This is a genomic window from Geothermobacter hydrogeniphilus, assembly GCF_002898515.1.
Taxonomy (GTDB): Bacteria; Desulfobacterota; Desulfuromonadia; order Desulfuromonadales; family Geothermobacteraceae; genus Geothermobacter_A.
Genome location: NZ_PPFX01000023.1, coordinates 45,990 through 66,004, shown reverse-complemented (window position 1 = coordinate 66,004; position 20,015 = coordinate 45,990). Strand labels below are relative to the sequence as shown.

The window sequence follows — 20,015 nt, the reverse complement described above, 5'->3', positions numbered from 1 at the left end:
CAGCCTTACTGGTAAAGTCTTGAACGCTTCAAGCTAAGACTTTTGCAAAAGGATGTATTGTTTCCATATTTTTTTCACATAACGCCATGTATCAGCAGCGGCGCCACCCAAACTTTCCGCGTCAGCGCCGCCGACGTTCTCGCCGTCTGCTGAATACAATTGATATGTGATCTTTACAATTTTGCTTTCTCTTCCAAGACCTTTTTTTCTCTTTCTGCCAATATCGTTGATCTGATTTGAATTGCTTCTTCGAGTGCAGCTTTATAACCTCTGTCACCAATAAACACTGACCTGTTAACAGCTTTTCCCTGTTGTGAACGTGTCGTAACTGAAAAACAGGGCAATTTTTTACCAGCACTTCCGCTGCTACGTCCAAATGTGTATGAGATTCCAGTATATCCAGTATTGCTTCTGGTCGAGGTTTGTATGCCAAGCTCAGTATATGATGGTGGCAATTCTTTCATTAGTGCATCCCGATAAAGAATTGCTGCCTCTCTTGCAACTTCCTTTTCCCCATATACAGAGTCACTAAACATTTTTGTACGTTCCTTCCCTTGCCGAACGATATGGACTTGAAATCCATGGTTTTTTGGGGAATCAATTCTCCGAATATTAAGTAATGATTCTGGATTAGTCCTTTTTGTGTTCATTCCATTACCATCGTCAGTAGATTTGGTTTGGGAAAATTTATCGGTACAAGTTCGATGTTGAAGGGATAATTTTGATTGCGTAATTTTTCAATGGGAGAATCCATAAGATTTTCTTTGTCGCAAAACTCAATTATCAATTTCAAATACCGACGCAGAATCATTAATGGTGGAAATTGATTTTTTGAATTCATCCACTCCATCAAATCTTTTTTTCCTTTTGAACTGTTGCAGGATTTACAAGCATAAATCAAGTTGTCGCCGGCATCTTTGCCGCCAAATTTTTGCGGGAAGATATGATCGAGAGCCAAATTTTTTGGAGAACCACAATAGCTGCATTTCTGGCCAGATAATAATTTGATTTTTTCATCATCAAATAATGTTCTGACATTCATGGTGCCATCACAAAGTCCTTTATATAGTTTTGCCCTTATCATGTAGTTGAATGTGGCATATTTTTCCTGATTCCTATCGACAGCGGTATGGGCCATCGCAAGATTTGCGTATGACCAGAATAGCCTTTCTCTTACTGTCTTGTATTCTCGTTTGGGCATTTATTTCTTTCACATATCGGTTAGTGATAACCGGCTGCGACAGGAAGTTGAAACTCGTAGAGACCTTTTCGAGAAGCACCCATGTATTGACAGTCCGGTTCATTGGATTGTTAAGCGGCTTTTTTGAATTCAATTTTGTATTAATGATGAGAATTCTGGTAGCGTCATGGTTGGAATGAATTCTGTGATTTCATATTTTGCTATTTCATTTTTATGAAACGGGTCTTCGCCTAAAATTGATTCTAATTCTTTTTTTGATTCTACATTTGAAAGAATAACGCCGCCTGTCCTGGGCACCTTTCTTCCAGATGCAATAAATGCCTTTTTTTCATATTGTTTTTTTAAATATTCTATATGTTCTGCAAGGTGCAACTCTACTTCTTCAATAGGCTTAATATATGACAGAGAAACTATGAACATATTTTTTCCTTTTATATATTTTGCCGCTTAACAGGGATTAGGCGGAATTTGCAGATGTAGAAACAATTTCTAAATCTGCGCATCAGCTTCTATTTCTAGCAATAATATTTCTACATCTACCAATCTTCAGAACTCGAGTTTCTCCGGGGTTTGCACAATTCTCTTTTCGAGCTTGAGATCCCGAACCTGTTGCAACTGCAGAACCCAGGCTTTTTTTACCGGGTCCCAAAGACCACCGATCGCCTTGACCTTTTTGCGCAGCTCCGTCTCCCCGTAGCTGACCTGTATCAGGACCTTGCGGGCCGGGCCTTCCGTATAGGGTGGTATCCAGGGTTTCGCCTCGACAATCAGTTCGACGGTTTTGTAGCGCATCCGCCGAACCTTGTCGTAACGGTAACGGACACAGACCAGCCTGTCGCCATAGCGACGGGTCAGTTCCTTGGTGCCGTTCTGCCCCGGTTTGAGTGTCGCTCGGATGTCCATATCCCTCCACAAACGCAAAAAGCCGCCCCGGCTGCGTCGGCAGCGGGTGCGGCTTTCTGATTCTGGCGCGGATTCCTTCCGCTCATGGTCCCCTCCATTACCAGCAGATCAATAAAACACCTATCTTTCTAACATGTTTCGTCACCATGAACAAGATCAAATAGATCCCCTTCTCAATCCTCCAGATCAATAACTTCGTAATGGGCTTCTATGACCTCGCGGAATCGCGGCGATCCCCCTGAACTTCTTACCGCGTCACCAGGTACACCAGCAGCAGCCCCGCCCCCATGCTCGCCACCGCGGCAAGACGCAGGGCGGCGTCGGGCATGGACGCCAGCTGGGCGACGAAATGCCGCATCCGTTGCGGAGAAAGGAACCAGGGAATCCCTTCCAGGATCATGACGATGCCACAGGCGATGAGCAACTGGCTCATAAGAAATTCCTCATAAAATTCCAAGGGTTTCATGGCAGGCATATTGCAGACCAAATCAACTGTCAATTGCGACAGGGCAGTTTAGAAACTGCCATATTCACTGTCAAGATTGCTTCCATGAGATTTGAATTGCGTTGTATTTTCCGATCGTTACCACAGGGACCTGGCTTTGGTGACGACCGATGACAGCACAGGGTGATCGGTCACGATTCGGGCTTTTGGCCAACGACCCCGTCTTCCGACGGGACCGGGGTCGAAATCAGTACTGGGTTTTGTTGCGGGCATGAATTCACTGAAAATTAAAATCCTCGGGCTGACGACCCTGATCATGCTGATCGCGGTGGCGCTGGCCGTGTGGCACAACTTCGACACCCAGCGGGCGATGCTGCAGCGTTTCGCCGACCAGAACGGCCGGGTGCTGGGCGAGACGATCCGCAACAGTATCATCGCCAACATGGCCAGCGGTCAGAACGGCGAGGTGGCCCGCATCCTTGAACGCATCAGCCGGGAACCGGCCATTGAATCGGTCCGGATCTTCGACGAGTCGGGACGCATTCTGATCTCGGCCGATGCCGAAGAAACCGGTGACCTGATCGCCGCCTCGGATCTGCTCGCCTATCGTTCCGGAAACTACTCCTACATCGACGACAGCGACGGTCGGGACCGCCACACCACCCTGGTGCCGATCAACAACGCTCCCACCTGCCACCGCTGCCACGATCCCGAAGCCAAGGTTCTCGGCATCCTCAATGTCCACCTCTCGCTCTCCGAGATGGCGATGATGCAGCGCAAGGGCCGCCAGGCAACCCTGCTGACCTCGCTGGGGATGGCGGCGATCATGATCATCACCCTCGGCGGGTTCATCCTCTTCTACGTCGACGGTCCCTTGCGCCGTTTCGCGGTCGCCATGAATTTCCTGGAAAAGGGAGATTTCGAGCGGGCCCGCACCAATATCCGCAGTTCCCGCGAGATGGAGCTGCTGTCGGAGAAATTCAACCTGATGATCGACCGGGTCAAGCAGTTGCTCGACCAGACGGTCCATCACGAACGGGAGATGGCCATTGCCGAGGAAAAACTCTCCCACCACGATGAAATCCGCAACATGAACATCACCCTTGAGGAACGCCTCAAGGAGATCGAATATCTCAACATCACCCTCGAAGAACGGATCGAGGAAATCGAGGAAGCCAACTACAAGATCGCCGACCTGGCGGGCGAACTCGAAGACCGCAACACCAACCTCGAGGAGGCTGTCAGCAGGCTGCAGGCCCTGCACAAACTGGGGCTGTCGATCAACGCGACCATGGATATCGAACGCCTCTTCGCCCTGCTGCTGCACCGCTCGGTAGAAACGCTGCAGGCGCGCGTCGGCTACCTGCTGCTGCTCGACCGTGACTCCTGGACCCTGAAGATCGGCGCCGCCGAAGGGTTGCCCGAGCATATCGACAAGGGGATGCGCATCCCGATCAAACCGGGGGGGGTGTCCCACTGGGTGATCAAGAACAACCAGGCGCTGCTGATCAGCAACATCGATGAATCGCGCGAATTCAGCCGGGTCAGTCGTCTGGGATTCACCCGTGAAACGGTCATCTGCACCCCGCTGGTGATCGGCGAAGAGGTCATCGGCACCCTGACCATGGCCAACCGCAGGGATGAAAATTCCTTCGACGGTGAGGACCTGGAACTGCTGACCACCATCGCCGCCCAGGCCAGCATCGCCATCAAGAACGCCCGGCTCTACGAAGAGCAGCAGAGCACCTACCTGAGTACGGTGCAGGCGCTGGTGTCGGCGGTCGAGGCCAGTGACGCCTACACCCGCGGCCACTCCGAACGGGTCAAACGTTACGCCCTGCGCCTGGCCGAATTCATGAACCTGCCGGCGGAAACCCTCAAACGGCTCGAACAGGCGGCCATCCTGCACGACATCGGCAAGATCGGCATCTGCGAATCGCTGCTGCACAAGACCGCCAAGCTGGACAGTGAAGATATCGAAATCCTGCGTCAGCACCCCAGTATCGGCGTCAAGATTCTCGAACCGATCAATTTCCTCAGTGATGTCCGGGCTATTATCCAGCAGCACCATGAACGTTATGACGGCAGCGGCTATCCCAGGGGACTCGCGGGCAACGACCTGATGCTTGAAGCGCGGATTCTGGCGGTTGCCGACACCTACGACGCCATGACCACCGACCGGCCCTACCGCAAGGCCCTGAGTCACGAGGTGACCATTGAGGAGATCCGCCGCAATGCCGGCGGCCAGTTCGATCCCGATGTTGCCATGGCCTTCATCCGCATGTTTGAAGAAGAAGCCTCGGCAGCCTGAAGCGGAGGATGAGACTCCCGATGCCCGCAAGGTTCAACCGTCTGCCCCTCACCCAGAAAATCCTGCTGCCCTTTTTCCTGGTCCTGGTCCTGCTCGGGCTGACCGCCACCATCGGCTCGGTTCAACTGACCAGCGCCTCACTCTCCGAGTCAATTGATCAGCAACTCGACGACCAGCACAGCCTGCTGGAGATGGCGATTAAAAACGAGGAGCAAAGGCTGACAACCTTCGCCAACCTGCTGGTGGCCCTGTCTCCGGATGACCCCGAAGAAACCGGGACCATCCCCCTGGCGGCACACCTCAACGGCCTCTCCAGCCAGGACCTGAGTGCCCGTATCTGGTCTGAGCAGCAGATCGGAAGCCTTGAACAACCGCAGCTGAAGCAGATGGTCGCCCATGCCCGGCGCAGCGGCAAGACCAGGGTACGCTTCTTTCCCGCCCTGCCGGAGACTCCCGCCCTGGTCCTGGTCAAACCCCTCAAGGACAAAGCCGGAGATCAGCGATACATCATGATCAGGCGGACCCTGGGACAAAAGTTCTTCCGTTCCCTGATGAAACCGACCCGGGGGGACTGCCACCTGCTCGACCGTAACGGCAACCACCTGGTCAGCAACCGACCGGAAGCCTCCCCGCCGCGATTGTCCGCCGACGAAATCAGTCGCCTGATCGCGGGACGCCGGGTCAACAAAACGACCGCAACCACCCGCACACAATTTTTTGCCGTCCCCCTGGGAACCTCGGACCTGGTTCTGCTGGGCGTCAGCCTGCCGACCCGCAATCTCGGCATCCTGGTGCGCAGCCTGGCCACCCGCTCGGCAATCACCGTCCTGCTGGCCCTGGTCCTCTTCGGCTATTTCTTCCTGCGCTTCATCCGCGGGCAATTGCGGCCGCTGGGAACCCTGCTGCAGGCGACCGAAACCGTCAGCCGCGGACAGCTCGATTATCGTCTGCCCGACCTCGGAAATGATGAAATCGGCAAGCTGGCCCAATCTTTCAACAGCATGGTGAGCCAGCTTGACGAGCTCTACCGGGAGAAGATCGACCAGCAGCGGCAACTGACAGAGCAGCGGGAAGAACTTAAATACCGCGAACTGCTGGAAGCGAAAAACGCCGAAATCGAACGCGCCAATCACGAACTGCGCGCCCACCTGAAAGAGATGTCGGGCCTGTTTCAGCTCAATCGCGCCATGACCTCGACCCTCGACCTGGGCATCCTGTTCGACCGAATGATGGGGGTGCTGAAGGATCTGATCCACTGCGACCGGATGGTGCTGTTCACCTACAATGCCGGCAGCGAAGAACTGCTGGTGCGCAAGACCCACGGCATCGACCCGGAACTGCTGCAGGGCATGACCTTCCGCCTCGACGAAGGAATCACCGGCAAAGCCGCCCTGACCCAGCGACTGCTCTCCATTCCCGATCTGAAAAACGAAAAACGCAACCTCGGCTACAAGGGCAAGAGCCACAGCGGCGGATCAATGGTCAGCGTGCCGCTGGTGGTCAAAAAGCGTCTCTCCGGGGTCCTGAACCTGCACAAGATCGAAACCGACGCCTTTTCCGAAAGTGATATCAACCTGGTCCAGGCGGTCGCCAACCAGGCCGCCATCGCCATCGAGAACAGCCAGCTCTATGAACAGGCACGCAGCCTGTCGAATACCGATGAATTGACCGGACTGGCCAATCGACGACATTTCCAGATGATTCTCAAGCGCGAAGTCGCGCAGGCGCAGCGCTACCATTCTCATTTCAGCCTGATCATGGCCGACATCGATCATTTCAAGGCGTTCAACGACACGCACGGACACTTGCGGGGGGACATTGTGCTGAAGAAGGTGGCCGATATCCTGCTGCAGAATACCCGCGGCATCGACCTGGTCGGACGTTTCGGTGGGGAAGAGTTTATCGTCCTGCTGCCGAAAACAGATAAACACGGCGCGGAAGCGGCGGCGGAAAAACTGCGCTCCTGCGTCATGAACGACAGCTTCCCCGGCGAAGAGGAAAGCCAGCCTGAGGGAACGCTGACCCTCTCCCTCGGCATCGCCGAATACCCCAACGACAGCAAAGACATCTACGAACTGCTCGATCTGGCGGACCGGGCCCTCTACCGCGCCAAAGAAGAAGGCCGCAACCGGTTCGTCACCTGGCAGTCGGAGATGCACACGGTCTAATTCCCACCCCGATCCTGAATCAGGTTCCGCAGCGAACGGTCATAGCTGCGTTCTCCCCGCGGAGTGAAGAAACAGCCGGGAAACTCCCCCCGGCTCTGGTGATGGGCGACACAGGCACAGCAATTGCCGCGTCGGCTGCAGGCGGTATAGGTGCAGGCGCAATGGTCCGTTCCGCAGGTCATCATCGGACTCGTTCCAGCATCAGGGAAAGGCGGATAAAGCTTCCAGCCCGGTCTGTTCCGGCAGGCCGGCCAGCAGATTCAGGTTCTGGACAGCCTGCCCGGCCGCTCCTTTCACCAGGTTGTCGATAACCGAGACAACAATGATCCGCCCGGTCCGTTCGTCGGCAACCACGCCGAGGTCGCAATAATTGCTGCCGGCAACCTGGTTGATATTCGGCAGGCTGCCGACCGGGTGAACCCGGACAAAATACTCGTCGGCATAGAATTGCCGATAGATCTCGACCAGTTCAGCCGTTGGCAGCTGTTGCCGTGACGCGGCATAGCAGGTGGAAAGAATGCCGCGACTGACCGGCAGCAGGTGCGGTGTAAAGCTGACCTTCACCTCCCGTCCGGAAAGGATGCTCAGGGTCTGTTCGATCTCGGGCGTGTGCCGATGACCGGCGACCCCGTAGGCCTTGAAGCCCTCGTTCACTTCACAGAAGAGGCTGCCGAGCTTGGCGCCCCGCCCTGCCCCGCTGGTCCCCGACTTACTGTCAATGATCAGCGAATCGGGGTCAATCACCCCCTGCCGCAACAGCGGCGCCAGCCCGAGAGCGACACTGGTCGGGTAGCAACCGGGGTTGGCGACCAGGCGGGCCGGCCGCACCTGCTCACGAAACAGCTCGGGCAAACCGTAGGCCGCCTCGGCGAGCAGCTGCGGGCTGCTGTGAGGCTGGTACCAGTGTTCGTAAACCGCGGCGTCCCTGAGCCGGTAGTCGGCCGAAAGGTCAACCACCCGGCAACCCGCGACAAGCAGATCGGGGATCACCGCCATCGCCGCCTGGTGCGGCAGGGCGGTCAGCACGATCTCGGCGCGGGCGGCGATCTCCGCCGCGGCGAGATTTTCAAAAACCAGTTCGCAACGTCCCGCCAGGGAGGGAAAAACCCGCGCCACCGGCTGCCCCGCGAACTGCCGCGAGGTCACGCAGACCAACTCGGTGTGCGGATGTCCGACCAACAGCCGGAGCAACTCCACCCCGGTGTAGCCACTGGCGCCGACAACGGCAACTTTGATATTCATACCTTAATCTCCAACCGGGAACCGCAGGTTCCCTGAATCAGGTTCAATCGGTTCGCTACCAATCCACTCCACAGCTCCAAGACGCTGCATTTTTTATCAAATCAAGGCGCAGTCCAATGAGCGCGGAGGCCTAGTACCCAGTAACCCATAAACTTTCGTATCTTGCTGGTTATTTGCCGCACCGACTACGTTGCACTTTTCAGTTACATAGCTACGGCTATGCAACTGAAAGTACGCCTTGCCGGGTCGCCAAATCCCGGCGCAATCTTACGAAGTTTTATGGGATACAGGGTACTAGCGGCAGCTACGTCGCACAAGCGAAGCGGGCTGCAACGCTGAGTTGATGAAAAAGCCGGCGCCCTCAAAACAAAACAAGGGGAGCCACGTCGGACTCCCCTTGCCTTTTTGCTTGAAACGCTGCGGAATTTCCGTAGCGGTTAACGCTTGGAGAACTGGAAGCTCCGACGCGCGCCGCGGCGACCGTATTTCTTACGTTCCTTGACACGGCTGTCACGGGTAATGAACCCGGCCTTTTTCAGCACGCCGCGCAGTTCGGGATTGGCCTCGACCAGCGCTTTGGTGATGCCGTGCTTGATGGCACCGGCCTGACCGGAAGCACCACCGCCACAGACATTGACCCAGACATCCCATTTACCGAGGTTGTCGGTCAATTCCAGCGGCTGGCGAACAACCATCTTGGAGGTTTCACGACCGAAATACTGGTCGATACTGTTCTGGTTCACGGTAATCTCACCGTTCCCCGGCTTGATCCAGACACGGGCAACCGAAGTCTTCCTCTTGCCAGTGGCGTAAAATCTCTGTTCAGCCATCATCTATCTCCTGAATCTCAGCCCTGAATGTCCAGGTTCTTGGGCTGCTGAGCTGCGTGGGGATGTTCGGCACCGGCATAGACCTTGAGCTTGCGGAACATCTGGCGACCGAGTTTATTCTTCGGCAGCATCCCTTTGACAGCAGCCTTGATCAACTCTTCGGGTTTCTTCTCCAGCAGTTTTTCCGCGGTGATCTCCTTGAGACCGCCGGGAAATCCGGAGTGCCGATAATACGTCTTGGCAGCGAGCTTGTTGCCGGTCAGCTTCACCTTGTCGGCATTCAGGACGACGACGAAATCGCCGGTGTCGACATGCGGGGTGTAGATCGGCTTGTGCTTGCCGCGCAGCACATGGGCAATCTGCGCCGCGGCCCGGCCAAGGACTTTGCCCTCCAGGTCAACGACGAACCAGTTTTTCTGCACGGTGGCAGGTTTAGCAGCTTTGGTACTCATGCGATCCTCTCTATTCTTAAACTGTGATTTATACGGGGCTCACAGAACAACGAACACTAGTTTAAAAAACCTGTCATGTCAAGCCAAAATCCATCGGCAATTTCGGGATTCGGGTGTCGTGACGGATGAACCTGCTTCGTTGCCTTCACCGATTCGGTCTCAACGTAGCTCGGCTACGTTTCCGCCCGAATCGGCACGGCGCCTCGCATCTCCACCCGTCCCACCACCCTCGGTCCGCAAAACAGCCGGTGGATTTGGGCCAAGGAGATTTTTACCGGTTACCGGGTACGCCGCGAATCATTTCAGGTCCGACGTCTCGATGGATTGCGCTCGGGAATCAGAGGAGTTTCGGCTTGATCGAGAGAACCGGGCAGGAGGCATGACGCACCACCCGTTCGGCAGTGCTGCCGATCAGCAGGTGGGACAAACCGGTGCGGCCATGGGTGCCGATAACAATCAGGTCGACCTTCTCTTCTTCCGCGAACCGGCAGATCTCGGTAAACGGCACTCCGTGTCCGACCCGATACAAAACCTTCGGAGCATTGACCGCCGGGAGATGTGAAGCCGCCTCGCGCTGCAGGTGCTGCAACACATCCTGTTCCGGCGGCTGCTGTTCCATCCCGTTGAACAGCCCCAACTCACTGTAGTCGGCGACCGGCAGAACATGCAGCAGCACCAGGACCGGTTCCAGCATATCCTGCAGACTCAGAGCGAATCGAAGGGTCTGCCAGCTGTAACTGGAAAAATCGATCGGGACCAGAATGCGCAACGCTCGTTTCAACAGGAACCTCCGGCAACAGGATAGAACAGTACCTGATTGACTATAGCCGCCCCCCGCCGGTTTGCAAGAGCAGCCTTCCCGCCCGGTCACCGAATCAGTAATAAACCTCCTGCAGACAGAGTCCCTGCGGCGGCGCCGTACGACCGGAGCGGGAACGTTCACACCCGGTCAACAGTTCCCTGACATCCGTCGTCGGCCGGTTGCCGAGCCCGATTTCCACCAGGGTGCCGAGCATGATGCGAATCATGTTTTTCAGAAAACCGCTGCCCCGGATATCCCAGTGCAGCAGTTCACCCTCCCGTACCAGGTCGATACTGTCAATGCGCCGCACCGTGGTACGAGCGGCGCAACCGGCGGCACGAAAGGCGGAAAAATCATGTTCACCGACAAAATCAGCGGCCGCGGTCACCATGGCTTGCAGGTCAAGCTCACTCCTGATCTGCCAACTGGTGCGACTATGCAACGGTCGTCGGCAGGGAGATGGGAGCAGACTGTAGCGATACCATTTGCCGCGTGCCGAAAAACGGGCATGAAAATCGGCAGCGACTTCCGCCGCGTCGCGTACCGCCAGGTCGTCCGGAAGAAGGGCATTGAGCCCTTCGCGCCAGGCCCGCAGCGGCAGATCCCTGGGAGGGTCAAAATGCGCCACCATGCCGCGCGCGTGGACCCCCGCGTCGGTGCGACCGGAGGAATGAAGGCGCACCTCCACCCCCAGAATCTGCCGCAGGGCCTCCTCCACCGTCCCCTGTACCGTGCGTCCGCGGGCCTGAACCTGCCAGCCGCAGAAGTCGGTCCCGTCATATTCAAGCAGCAACCGTATCCGCATCACAACCACCCCCAGAAAAACAGCAGCAGACAGCCGCAGAGAACCTGCAGCCTGAGCGTCGTCTTCATGGCCGGCAGAAGGTCGATTTCGGCCAACACCTCCCCCGCAGCCATACGCCGCGCCATCTGCTCGGCACGATCGGCCAGACGCAGCATCAGCGGCTCAATCAACCCGGCGGCGACACGCCCCCGTTCCAACGGTGACCCTCGTTTCAGGGCGGACAACTGCGCCCCGGACCGACGCCAGGTCGCCAGACCCTCGTCACGCAGCAGGGGAACGAAATGCAGGGTCAGACTGAGCAATGTCGCCAGGCGCGCGACCGGCACCCCGACCCGCCGCAACGGCTGCAGCAGGGAGACCAGGGCTGACGCCAGTTCATCCGGAGAGGTCGTCAGGGAAAGCAGGCAGGCAAAAAGCATCGCCAGCAACAGCTGGGAAGCATTCTGCAACCCGAGCAGCAGGCCGTCATAGGAAAGCCGGGAAAAGGGCCCGAGAGTCCGGCCCGGGGTCATGAAGAGATGCAGCAGCACTGTCGTCACCAGCAGCCAGCGCAGCGGACGCAGACCACGCAGCAATGCCGCGATGCCGAAACCGCTGATCTCCGCCAGAACGATACCGAGCAGGACCGGCAACAGCAGGGAGAACCCCGTTGCCCTGAAAGTCACCACGATCAGCAACGGCAGCAACAGTAACTTCCCGCGCGCGTCGAAACGGTGCAACCGTGAGTCACCCGGGCGAAACTGACCGAAACCGAGAGCGGTTTGCGGGTTCATGCCTGCCCCCTCCCGCCGGCAGCCGCGGAATAGAGGGTCCCGTTTCCCGGAGGCCTCAACCGCTGAGCAAACAACAAATCGACCCGGCAGCGCTGCCGGGTCGATTTGAACCCATGATTCAGGTCGTGAAAATCAGAGTTTTGCAACGATGGCATCACCCATACCGGAGGTGTCGGTTTTTGTCTCCCCCTCAAGCCCCTGGTAGATATCGGCAGTACGGATGCCCGCGTCCAGCACCGCCTCCACGGCCCGGTCGATGGCATCCGCCGCCTCGGTCAATCCCAGCGAGTACCGCAGCATCATCCCGGCCGAGAGAATCTGGGCGATCGGGTTGGCCACACCCTGGCCGGCGATATCCGGGGCGCTGCCGCCGGACGGTTCAAAAAGGCCGAAGGACCCTTCAGCCAGGGAGGCGCTCGGCAGCATTCCCAAAGAACCGGTCAGCATGGCAGCCTCGTCGGAAAGAATGTCGCCGAACAGGTTGCCGCAGAGCATGACATCAAACTGCTTGGGCCAACGGCAGAGCTGCATGGCGGCATTGTCGACATACATGTGGGTCAACGCGACATCGGAATATTCTTTTCCAACCCGCTCCACCACCTCGCGCCAGACCACCGAGGTGGACAGAACATTGGCCTTGTCGATGGAACAGACCTTCCCGGCGCGTTTGCGGGCCGCCTGAAAAGCTACGTGGGCGATCCGCTCGACTTCGGCTTCGCTGTAGCGCATGGTATCGAAGCCGGTTCTCTCGGTTCCCTGCCCTTCAATCCCCTTGGGCTGGGAGAAGTAGATCCCGCCGGTCAACTCCCGCACCACCAGCAGGTCGAAGCCGCCGTCGATGACGTCGGCCTTCAGCGAGGAATTGCCGGTCAGGGCCGGAAAAATGATGGCGGGACGCAGGTTGCAGAAAAGCCCGAAAATCTTGCGCAGCGGCAGCAGCGCGCCCCGTTCCGGTTGCTCGTCGGGGGGAAGGGATTCCCACTTCGGACCACCGACCGAGCCGAACAGGATGGCATCCGACTCGCGGCAGACGGCAATGGTCTTTTCCGGCAGGGCCTTGCCGTCCCGGTCGATGGCGATTCCACCGACATTGGCGAAGGTGCGTTCGATTCGAACCGAAAACCGGGACTCGACGGCATCAAGAACCTTCATGGCTTCAGCCATGACTTCAGGCCCGATCCCGTCACCGGGAAGGACCGCAATTTTATACTGCTGGGACATGACAACAACTCCTGAGATTGGCCGGGACAAACCCCGGTTTATTTAACCGGAAAAAGAAAGAAAAGACCTTTTTTCAAGCGGTTGCAACTATAGGAAGGCGCAGGGATGATGTCAACGAATTTTACCGGAAAGGGGGTGAACGAGGTCGACGAGAAAGCCGCGGCAGTGAAGAAAGGATCCCGGACGGGATCTCTCAGGCGTATCCCCAGTCATCGACCGGCAGACTGGTTTCAACAAGTCGCCCGGCAAGTTCGCGCATGCGGCACAGGTCGTTGACCGAGTATTCCGCCGTCTCCAGAATTTCCAGCTGCTTTTCCGGGGGCAGTTGCCGATAGAATGTGAGCAGAGCGAGTTCGTCACGACTGAGTTGTTGCGAAAACGGGACCGACATGATGACCTCCTTTGAAACCGACACAATCAACGCCTTGATGAATTTTACGTCTTTTCGGAAGGATGTCAGAGAATTCCAGGGATTTTAATATTAAAATCCCCTGAGCAGGTCTCCCACAAGATGCAAGGCGGGGACAAACCCAAAGGTTCGCCCCCGCCCCAGCCTCAAAACACGGAAATTTAAGGCGCGTCCCGATAAGCGCGCAGCTACGTCGCACAAGCGAAGAGGGTCGCAACGCAGAGTTGGTGGAAAAGCATGCGTCCTCCCCCCCGGTTCAACGAAGACGATCTGCGTATCCTTTCCACCACAGCCTCAAGACGCGGGATTTTTCATCAAATCAAGGCGCGACCCGATGAGCGCGGAGGCGTAGCGGCAGCTACGTCGCACAAGCGAAGAGGATCGCAACGCAGAGTTGGTGGGAAAGCACGCGTCCTGACTAATAACGGGCGTCGGCGAACTCGACCCACCCTCCTGCCTTAACCAAAGCCTTGTCGAAGGGACTGACCTCGAAGTCGAAGCCGAGTTCATGCCCCGCGGCAGAGGCGACGACCCGCTGAGCATCGACATCCACCCTGACCTCAACAGCTCCCAGCCGCCGCAGGTCGAAAATCCGGTCAATATCCTGCCGCGACAGTTCGATGGCGAGCATGCCGCCGTTGAACATGTTCTGCCGGAAAATGCGCGCGTAACTCTCGGCGATAATGGTGTGTACACCATTCACCTCGAACACCCAGGGGGCATGTTCCCGTGAGGACCCGCAGCCGAAATTTTCGCGCGAAACCACCACCCGCGCCTCGCGGGCCTCGGCCGAAGCCGGGTCGAACCCTTCCAGCTTGAGATCTTCAAGCATGTAGGGCCGCAACGCCTCCTTGGTGACCTCGGTCAGATATTTTGCGGGAATGATTTCATCGGTATTGATATCTGAGCGGTCAAGCAGCAGCGCCGGACCGCCGAACTGTTTTCTGGACATGGTCTCTCCTCTGCGGTCAGGCCGCGGTTTCCTTGAGCAATGCGCGGGCGTCGGTGATGACACCGGTTACGGCGGTGGCGGCGGCGGTCGCCGGGCTCATCAGGTGAACCATGCCTCCCTTGCCCATCCTACCATTGAAGTTACGGTTGGTGGTCGAGGCGCAGACTTCCCCTTCAGCGAGCACCCCGTTGCTCATGCCGAGACAGGCCCCGCAGGTCGGGTTGGTGACGCAGAAGCCGGCATCCATGAAGACGTCCATGATCCCTTCATCCATCGCCTGGCGGAAAATCTGCGGGGTGGCCGGGGAAACAATGCCGCGAACCGAGTCGGCGATCCGGCGCCCCTTGAGAATCCCGGCGGCGACCCGCAGGTCTTCGATCCGGCCGTTGGTGCAGCTGCCGATATAGACCTGGTCAACACGGGTTCCAGCCATCTCTTTCACCGGTTTGACGCAATCAGGCTTGTAGTCGAAGGTCACGTGTGGCTGCAGCGCGGAAAGGTCGAAATCGAGGACTTTGTCGTACTCGGCGTCGGCGTCGGGCAGCCAGCGGCTGTAGTCGGCGAGGGCCGCGTCCCGGTCGGTGAACTCCTCGGCGATGAAGGGCCAGAGATAGTCGACCGTGACCGCGTCGGGCGGGCAGATGCCGCAGGTACCGCCGGCCTCGATCGCCATGTTGCAGAGGGTCATGCGCGACTCCATGCTCATCGCCTCGATCACCGGGCCGTGAAATTCGATCACCCGGTCGGTGGCGCCGTTGACACCCAGCTGACCGATGACGAACAGGATCACGTCCTTGGCGTAAACCCCCTCGGGAAGTTGGCCGTTGAGATTGATGCGGATGGTCTTCGGTTCGCGGAAGGCACAGACCCCTTTGAGGATGCCGACCTCAAGGTCGGTGGTGCCGACACCGGCGGCAAAGGCCCCGAAGGCACCGTGGGTACATGTGTGAGAATCCCCCATGATGACGGTAAAGCCTGGCCGGATAAACCCCTTCTCGGGAAAAATCGCGTGACAGACGCCGTTGCGACCGACATCGAAAAAATCCTTGAGTTCATGCCGCCGCGCCCAGTCCCGCAGCATCTTCGCCTGGATGGCGGTCTTGCTGTCCTTGGCCGGGGTCACGTGGTCGATAACGGCCTTGATCTTGTCAGGATCGAAAACCCGATCCTTACCCCGCCATTGCAGGTCGGCAATGGCGACAGGGGTGGTAATCTCGTGGCAGAGAACCCGATCGAGGTCCAGGACCCTGGTCCCCGGAAAGGGTTCATCCCGCAGGTGGGCGGCGAAAATCTTCTCCGCAATCGTCTGTCCCATTTCAACTCCTTGACAGTGTTGGCAATTTTCTGATCCGAAAGGACCTGGAGATCGGCAGGATGCGGATACATCCTGCCGGCTTCAGCTTATTTTTCTCGCCCGGATATCAGAGCGAGGCGCGCTTGCGCTCGATCACCGAGGCCATTTTGTTGAGGGCGTTGATGTAGGCCTTGGCCGAGGCGACGATGATATCCTCATCGGCCCCCTGGCCGATGACCTCGCGTCCCCCCTCACGCAGCCGCACGGTACACTCTCCCTGGGCATCGGTGCCGCCGGTGATGGCACCGACCGCGTACTGTCGCAGTTCGGCGTTACTGCCGGTCAACTGCCTGATCGCCTTGAAGGCCGCGTCCACCGGGCCGGCGCCGAGAACCGCCACCTTCTTCCGTTCTCCTTCGACATCCATCTCCATGGTTGCCGTCGGCGCGGCGAAGGAGCCGGACGAGACATTCATCTGCAGCAGCTTGAAACGTTCGTCAACCCGAATCACCTCATCGGCGACGATGGCGTCGAGATCTTCATCGAAAATCTCTTTCTTGGCGTCCGCCAGGGCCTTGAAACGGACGAAGGCACGCTCGATATCTTCTTTCTGAAGTTCGTAGCCGAGTTCCTCCAGCCGCGCGATAAAAGCGTGCCGCCCGGAATGCTTGCCGAGAACCAGCTTGTTCCGGTTCAGGCCGATCGATTCGGGCGTCATGATTTCATAGGTGGCGCTGTCCATCATCACACCATGCTGGTGGATACCGGCTTCGTGGGCGAAGGCATTGGCGCCGACCACGGCCTTGTTCGGCTGCACCGAGATGCCGGTCACCGTCGACAGCAGCCGGCTGGCGTTGTAGATATGCTCGGTGTTGACGTCGGTGGTATAGGGCATGATGTCATGCCGGGTTCGCAGCGCCATCACCACCTCTTCCAGGGAACAGTTGCCGGCCCGTTCCCCGATGCCGTTGATGGTACATTCGATCTGACCGGCACCGGCGCGCAGGGCGGCCAGCGAATTGGCGACGGCGAGGCCGAGATCATTGTGGCAGTGGACCGAAATCACCGCGTCATCGATATTTTTGACGTGGTCCTTGAGGTACTTGATGATCTCGTAAAATTCGAAAGGAATGGCATAGCCCACAGTATCGGGGATGTTGACGGTCGTAGCGCCGGCGGCAATGACCGCCTCGACCACTTCCGCCAGGAACGGCAACCGGGTCCGAACCGCGTCCTCGCAGGAGAACTCGACATTGCCTGTATAGCCGCGGGCATGCTCGACGGCCTTGACCGCCGCCTCAAGGACCTGGGCAGGCTCCATCTGCAGTTTGCGCTCCATGTGAATATCGGAGGTGGCGATAAAAGTATGAATGCGGCCCCGCTCTCCGGCATACTGCAGCGCCTCCCAGGCGCGGTCGATATCCTTGAATCCGGACCGGCAGAGGCCGGCGATCTGCGGACCCTTGATCGACTGGGCGATCTTCTTGACCGCCTCGAAATCACCGATGGAAGCGATCGGGAACCCGGCCTCGATGACATCGACATTGAGTTTTTCAAGCTGATGGGCGATGCGCAGTTTTTCATCAATGTTCATGCTGGCGCCCGGGGACTGCTCGCCATCACGAAGGGTGGTGTCGAAGATAGTGATTTTACGTTGTTCGCTCATGAATGCCTCCTCTGGCAGGGCATCAACAGGTCGTTGCCGCGGACAGCCCTGCGGGTTGAAACGTGTAACTCTATAAATTTCGAACGACTTGTCCGACCCAGGTCACCCAGGTCATCTTCCACCAGGACCACCCCCTTTCGATGCTTCTCTGTTTTTCCACAATCAACCGGAAAGATATTACCCGCCGCTGTTCCAGGGCGAGGGATTTTTCGCCGAATCAAGGCGCGTTCCGATGAGCGCGGAGGCGTAGCGTTCGCTTGGTCGCACAATAAAGAGAACGCAACGCCGAGTCGGCGGAAAAGAACCGCCCCATCCCTGTATTCCACGAAGACCTTCCGGTCCACGCATTGTCCCACCGTTTTAAGGGCGAGGGATTTTTCGCCGAATCAAGGCGCGTCCTGATGAGCGCGGAGGCGTAGCGGCAGCTACGTCGCACAAGCGAAGAGGGAACGCAACGCCGAGTCGGCGGAAAAGAACCGCCCCATGTAAAAAAAAGCTCCCGCCCCGATCAGGGGCGAGAGCTTTCGCTTCGCGGTACCACCCTGTTTCATCCGCCGACTGCCGGAGCAGGCGACGAACCTTGATTGTCCCTTGACGCGGGATGACGGTGGAAGCTGGCGGCAAAGACCGGTTGACATCCACGGCTCCAAGGCGAGTTCGACAGCTTACCGTACCGGCTTGCAGCAACCGCCGGCTCTCTGAAACGGCAGAGGTGTCTACTACTCCTCTTCAACGCCTTTACAAAAAGTGTACTGTAACTAAAACAGACCGACGCCGACCCTGTCAAGGGAAATTCCATCCTGAATCAGTGAGTTCATGCTGGATGGAGAGTGCAAGTGCTTGGCCTGAATGAGCTTTTCAAGAATCTGAAGCGCACCCATAGGTTCGCTGGCGATTCTTGGGAAGATCAGGCAGATCAATGACTTGTGCTATCCGCCAGTGATGGGCTCACTGATTCAGGTCCATCCCCCCTTGCCCCCGCCGGAAATATGGGGTCAGGTTTCGGTCACCCCGCCATCCCCCGAACCTTTCTCAACCGGCTTCTTTTTCGGCCGTCCGAAACGGAAAACAGCCCCCAGCGGACCGGAGACAGTGTAGACCAGACAGAGGGAAAAGAGCATAACCTCGGGACGGGCGACAATGATGATGATCAGGAAAATCGCCAGCACCAGGAAGCCGAACGGCTGACGTTTGACCAGGTCCGGATCCTTGAAGGAGTAGTAACTGATATTGCTGACCATCAGCGCGGCCAGCGAATAGATAAGCAACAGCACCGACACCTTGCGAATGGTCCCGGCGCCGCCGAAATAATAGAAGATCAGCACACAGGAGGCCACCATGGCGGCCCCGGCCGGGATCGGCAGCCCGACGAAGCGCTTCGACTCAACGGTATTGGCCTGAACATTGAAGCGGGCCAGGCGCAAAGCGCCGCAGACCACGTACAGAAACGCCGCCAGCCAGCCCAGTTTGCCGAAGGGGCGCAACGCCCACATGTACATCAGCACTCCCGGAGCGACCCCGAAGGCGACCAGATCGGCCAGGGAATCATATTCAACACCGAAGCGACTGGTGGTGTTGGTGATCCGGGCCACGCGGCCGTCCAGCCCGTCAAAAACCGTGGCAATCAGGATAAACCAGGCCGCAACGTCGTAATTGCCGTGGATGGTGGCAATGATGCTGTAGAACCCGGCGAAGAGTCCGCCGGTGGTGAACAGGTTGGGCAGGATATAAACCCCCTTGCGGAGATTTTCCCGCCGATCACGAAAATCTTTACGGCTCATGGCAATTGTCCCAGGACGGTTTCGCCGGCAATGGTCCGATCTCCCAACCGCACCCGGACCTCGGTGTCCCGGGGCAGGTAGACATCGACCCGGCTGCCGAAACGGATCAGCCCGTATCGCCGGCCGGTCTGCAGGATATCGCCGATGACCGGATAGGTCACGATGCGCCGGGCGATGAGACCGGCGATCTGCACAAACAGCAGCTGCTTACCGCTGTCGGTTTCGAGCAGAATCCCGGCCTGCTCGTTGTCACGGCTGGCCTTGTCGAGCGCGGCGTTGAAAAAGGATCCCTTTTGATAGTACATGTCGACGACCCTGCCGCCGCAGGGAACGCGGTTGACGTGGACATTGAACACCGACATGAAGATGCTGACTTTGAGCGCCGGAGCCTTGAGGTAACGATCCTCCTCGACCTCGCCGACAAAGACCACCTTGCCGTCCGCCGGAGCAATGACCAGGTCGTCCCCTTCAGGCACCAGCCGTTCCGGGTTGCGGAAGAAGTAGATCGTGAACAGGGTCAGGGCAAGCAGCAGCAGCGTCAGCAGCCCCCACCCCAGCAGGGCGAAGACCAGGGTCAAAAAAGCAAACAGGGCGATAAAGGGATAACCCTCCACGGCCACCGGTTGGTTCTGATTGCGCACCAGAAAATTCCCTTCTGAAAAAAGCGGCACCAGGCGTGAATCGAGCCCGTCGGAATCCGAGCGACCCGGGTTGGAGCCATCGTCGGAAACCGTCCTGCAGACCCGTTTCCGATCGCGAA

21 protein-coding genes and 1 other annotated feature are annotated in these 20,015 nt (G+C 57.7%); of the genes, 2 read left to right on the top strand and 19 right to left on the bottom strand.

The features are described from left to right. Positions 1 to 173 precede the first annotated feature (173 nt). The 5 genes from C2E25_RS17320 to C2E25_RS10870 all read right to left on the bottom strand — a co-directional run bounded on the left by C2E25_RS17320 (position 174) and on the right by C2E25_RS10870 (position 2,537). Complete coding sequence (locus tag C2E25_RS17320) at positions 174 to 650, bottom strand: hypothetical protein (protein ID WP_146032950.1); 477 nt, start codon at positions 648 to 650, stop codon at positions 174 to 176. Then, entirely contained in the window at positions 647 to 1,201 is a 555-nt protein-coding gene (locus C2E25_RS10885; protein ID WP_103115761.1) for an HNH endonuclease, read from the bottom strand. The genes C2E25_RS17320 and C2E25_RS10885 overlap by 4 nt, the downstream gene beginning before the upstream one ends. A 129-nt stretch (positions 1,202 to 1,330) precedes the next feature. Then, positions 1,331 to 1,621, bottom strand: a complete 291-nt coding sequence (locus C2E25_RS10880; RefSeq protein WP_103115760.1) for a YciI family protein — start codon at positions 1,619 to 1,621, stop codon at positions 1,331 to 1,333. Positions 1,622 to 1,747: 126 nt separating this feature from the next. After that, positions 1,748 to 2,104: a hypothetical protein gene (locus C2E25_RS10875; protein ID WP_103115759.1), complete on the bottom strand. Its 357-nt coding sequence runs from the start codon at positions 2,102 to 2,104 to the stop codon at positions 1,748 to 1,750. Positions 2,105 to 2,351: 247 nt separating this feature from the next. Beyond that, positions 2,352 to 2,537 carry a DUF2065 domain-containing protein gene (locus tag C2E25_RS10870; RefSeq protein WP_103115758.1) on the bottom strand — a complete coding sequence of 62 codons (186 nt, stop codon included), beginning with the start codon at positions 2,535 to 2,537 and terminating at the stop codon, positions 2,352 to 2,354. A gap of 283 nt (positions 2,538 to 2,820) precedes the next feature. On the opposite strand from C2E25_RS10870, the gene C2E25_RS10865 reads away from it, so the two are divergent. Both C2E25_RS10865 and C2E25_RS10860 read left to right on the top strand, forming a co-directional pair. After that, positions 2,821 to 4,860, top strand: coding sequence for an HD domain-containing phosphohydrolase (locus tag C2E25_RS10865; RefSeq protein WP_103115757.1), 2,040 nt, complete (start codon positions 2,821 to 2,823; stop codon positions 4,858 to 4,860). Positions 4,861 to 4,880: 20 nt separating this feature from the next. Next, positions 4,881 to 7,028 carry a diguanylate cyclase gene (locus C2E25_RS10860; protein WP_158247220.1) on the top strand — a complete coding sequence of 716 codons (2,148 nt, stop codon included), beginning with the start codon at positions 4,881 to 4,883 and terminating at the stop codon, positions 7,026 to 7,028. Here the strand turns inward: C2E25_RS10860 and C2E25_RS10855 are convergent. The 14 genes from C2E25_RS10855 to C2E25_RS10790 form a co-directional block, all read right to left on the bottom strand. Further along, on the bottom strand, positions 7,025 to 7,210 hold the full coding sequence (locus tag C2E25_RS10855; RefSeq protein WP_103115767.1) for a DUF6485 family protein: 186 nt from the start codon (positions 7,208 to 7,210) through the stop codon (positions 7,025 to 7,027). The two genes, C2E25_RS10860 and C2E25_RS10855, sit on opposite strands and share 4 nt — an antisense overlap. Before the next feature lie 19 nt (positions 7,211 to 7,229). After that, on the bottom strand, positions 7,230 to 8,270 hold the full coding sequence (gene argC / locus C2E25_RS10850; protein ID WP_103115755.1) for an N-acetyl-gamma-glutamyl-phosphate reductase: 1,041 nt from the start codon (positions 8,268 to 8,270) through the stop codon (positions 7,230 to 7,232). Between the two features lie 437 nt (positions 8,271 to 8,707). Further along, entirely contained in the window at positions 8,708 to 9,100 is a 393-nt protein-coding gene (gene rpsI, locus C2E25_RS10845; protein ID WP_085010550.1) for a 30S ribosomal protein S9, read from the bottom strand. Positions 9,101 to 9,117: 17 nt separating this feature from the next. Next, positions 9,118 to 9,552, bottom strand: coding sequence for a 50S ribosomal protein L13 (gene rplM, locus C2E25_RS10840; RefSeq protein ID WP_085010551.1), 435 nt, complete (start codon positions 9,550 to 9,552; stop codon positions 9,118 to 9,120). A 337-nt stretch (positions 9,553 to 9,889) separates the two neighbouring features. Continuing rightward, on the bottom strand, positions 9,890 to 10,333 hold the full coding sequence (locus tag C2E25_RS10835; RefSeq protein ID WP_233189406.1) for a universal stress protein: 444 nt from the start codon (positions 10,331 to 10,333) through the stop codon (positions 9,890 to 9,892). Positions 10,334 to 10,427: 94 nt separating this feature from the next. Then, a complete protein-coding gene (truA, locus tag C2E25_RS10830) occupies positions 10,428 to 11,162 on the bottom strand; it encodes a tRNA pseudouridine(38-40) synthase TruA (RefSeq protein ID WP_103115754.1) in 735 nt (244 codons plus the stop codon). Next, the gene (locus C2E25_RS10825) at positions 11,159 to 11,932 is read right to left on the bottom strand and encodes an energy-coupling factor transporter transmembrane component T family protein (protein WP_103115753.1); all 774 of its coding nucleotides are present in this window, start codon (positions 11,930 to 11,932) and stop codon (positions 11,159 to 11,161) included. Before C2E25_RS10825 ends, truA begins: the two co-directional genes overlap by 4 nt. 132 nt (positions 11,933 to 12,064) lie before the next feature. Continuing rightward, the gene (gene leuB, locus C2E25_RS10820) at positions 12,065 to 13,153 is read right to left on the bottom strand and encodes a 3-isopropylmalate dehydrogenase (protein ID WP_103115752.1); all 1,089 of its coding nucleotides are present in this window, start codon (positions 13,151 to 13,153) and stop codon (positions 12,065 to 12,067) included. Positions 13,154 to 13,346: 193 nt separating this feature from the next. After that, positions 13,347 to 13,544 carry a hypothetical protein gene (locus C2E25_RS10815; protein WP_103115751.1) on the bottom strand — a complete coding sequence of 66 codons (198 nt, stop codon included), beginning with the start codon at positions 13,542 to 13,544 and terminating at the stop codon, positions 13,347 to 13,349. A gap of 436 nt (positions 13,545 to 13,980) precedes the next feature. Further along, a complete protein-coding gene (locus C2E25_RS10810) occupies positions 13,981 to 14,514 on the bottom strand; it encodes a 3-isopropylmalate dehydratase small subunit (RefSeq protein WP_103115750.1) in 534 nt (177 codons plus the stop codon). Between the two features lie 16 nt (positions 14,515 to 14,530). After that, positions 14,531 to 15,829, bottom strand: coding sequence for a 3-isopropylmalate dehydratase large subunit (locus tag C2E25_RS10805; RefSeq protein ID WP_103115749.1), 1,299 nt, complete (start codon positions 15,827 to 15,829; stop codon positions 14,531 to 14,533). A gap of 106 nt (positions 15,830 to 15,935) precedes the next feature. Next, positions 15,936 to 17,474, bottom strand: coding sequence for a 2-isopropylmalate synthase (locus C2E25_RS10800; protein WP_103115748.1), 1,539 nt, complete (start codon positions 17,472 to 17,474; stop codon positions 15,936 to 15,938). A gap of 507 nt (positions 17,475 to 17,981) precedes the next feature. Beyond that, positions 17,982 to 18,216 (bottom strand) — a binding site (T-box leader). Between the two features lie 253 nt (positions 18,217 to 18,469). Then, positions 18,470 to 19,255 carry a CDP-diacylglycerol--serine O-phosphatidyltransferase gene (gene pssA, locus C2E25_RS10795; RefSeq protein ID WP_103115747.1) on the bottom strand — a complete coding sequence of 262 codons (786 nt, stop codon included), beginning with the start codon at positions 19,253 to 19,255 and terminating at the stop codon, positions 18,470 to 18,472. Next, on the bottom strand, positions 19,252 to 19,896 hold the full coding sequence (locus C2E25_RS10790) for a phosphatidylserine decarboxylase family protein (RefSeq protein WP_103115746.1): 645 nt from the start codon (positions 19,894 to 19,896) through the stop codon (positions 19,252 to 19,254). Before C2E25_RS10790 ends, pssA begins: the two co-directional genes overlap by 4 nt. Positions 19,897 to 20,015: the final 119 nt, after the last annotated feature.